This window comes from Pelovirga sp. (assembly GCF_059864205.1).
The window spans coordinates 1-1,203 of record NZ_JCBCBS010000233.1 but is presented as its reverse complement, the minus strand read 5'-3'; the positions used below and the strand labels follow the sequence as shown (position 1 = coordinate 1,203).

The window sequence follows — 1,203 nt, the reverse complement described above, 5'->3', positions numbered from 1 at the left end:
ATTGATTAATTGAGATATTTCATTCTTGGCAAGTTTTGGTTTGGCTCCAAACTTCACACCCCTGGCCAGGGCGCGCATTCTGCCCTCGTAAGAACGCTCTCGAATAATTCCTCTTTCAAACTCTCCGATAGCGGCAAGAATATTGAATTGGAGCCGTCCATAAATAGATGTCGTGTCAATCCCCTGGTCCAGCACCACCAGATCGACATTTTTGACCTCAAACTTTTGCACGATATTGGCGAGGTCTACGACGGATCGGGCGAGCCGATCCAGTTTGGTGACCACGAAGACATCACCATCCCGAACAAAGTCCAAAGCGTTCTGCAATTCTGGACGGTTCCTGGTGGATTTCCCTGAAACCTTTTCGTGAAATACCCGATCACAATCGGCAAGACGTTCAAGTTGAAGATCCAGTTTCTGTCCAGCTGTGCTGACCCTTGCATATCCAACGCGCATCCCTTTGTTCATGACCGACTCCTTTCTTGCCGCAATGGCAACTCTTGTGGAGTCATAATTTTATCCTGACTGAAGGGCTTGTTTCGGGATATAGAGTTTTTCAGAGCACTGGAAAAGTACCAACAAATAATATACAATGGTACATATTCAACAAAGGAGAGAAATCATGGGGAAAAACACCAGTGTCACCTTAGGCGATCACTACGAAAAATTTATTTCACACGCCATTGAAGGGGGTCTCTACGGCTCTACCAGTGAAGCAATTCGTGCCGGTTTGCGGTTGCTTGAGGAGCGTGAGATGAAGCTCAAAATCCTTCGTAAAGCCTTGATTCAAGGCGAACAGAGCGGCCCAGCACATTACTCCTTGGAAGATCTGAATCGTGAACTTGATGAGGCGCTCGACTGATGCCGAGGTTTTCGTTAACAAAGCAGGCGATTGAGGATCTTCGCGAGATTGGACGTTATACGCAAAAGTGCTGGGGACGAGAGCAGCGTCGTCACTACCTTGCCCTGTTGGACCGATGTTTCCATGCTTTGGCGGAAAATCCGAATCAAGGCCAGCGGTGTGATGAGATCCGTTCTGGGTACCGAAAATTTCCTTCCGGCCAACATATCGTTTTTTACTGCGAGCAGAATACCGGTGGCATCGAAATCATCCGCGTTTTGCATGAAAGAATGGATCTGGAGGTCCATCTTTAAATATTCTGACTTCTGTTTTGATACATGCTTTTACAAAAACCATCTTGA

Annotated in this window: 3 protein-coding genes; 2 read left to right on the top strand and 1 reads right to left on the bottom strand. The window is 46.8% G+C overall.

Features of this window, described 5'->3' with window-relative positions:
* Window positions 1–468 (bottom strand): recombinase family protein (locus tag AC6F7T_RS14515; RefSeq protein WP_500720008.1); only part of this gene is annotated, 468 nt, incomplete at its 3' end.
* 154 nt (window positions 469–622) lie between these two features.
* Between AC6F7T_RS14515 and AC6F7T_RS14510 the strand changes: the two genes are divergently transcribed.
* Together AC6F7T_RS14510 and AC6F7T_RS14505 are read left to right on the top strand one after the other, a co-directional pair.
* Complete coding sequence (locus tag AC6F7T_RS14510) at window positions 623–862, top strand: type II toxin-antitoxin system ParD family antitoxin (RefSeq protein ID WP_500720006.1); 240 nt, start codon at window positions 623–625, stop codon at window positions 860–862.
* On the top strand, window positions 862–1,155 hold the full coding sequence (locus AC6F7T_RS14505; RefSeq protein WP_500720005.1) for a type II toxin-antitoxin system RelE/ParE family toxin: 294 nt from the start codon (window positions 862–864) through the stop codon (window positions 1,153–1,155). The genes AC6F7T_RS14510 and AC6F7T_RS14505 overlap by 1 nt, the downstream gene beginning before the upstream one ends.
* Window positions 1,156–1,203 lie beyond the last annotated feature (48 nt).

What these genes read in the sequence shown, in the direction of transcription:
- AC6F7T_RS14510 (WP_500720006.1), top strand. Translation starts at nt 623, where the DNA reads ATGGGGAAAAACACCAGTGTCACCTTAGGCGATCACTACGAAAAATTT.
- AC6F7T_RS14505 (WP_500720005.1), top strand. Translation starts at nt 862, where the DNA reads ATGCCGAGGTTTTCGTTAACAAAGCAGGCGATTGAGGATCTTCGCGAG.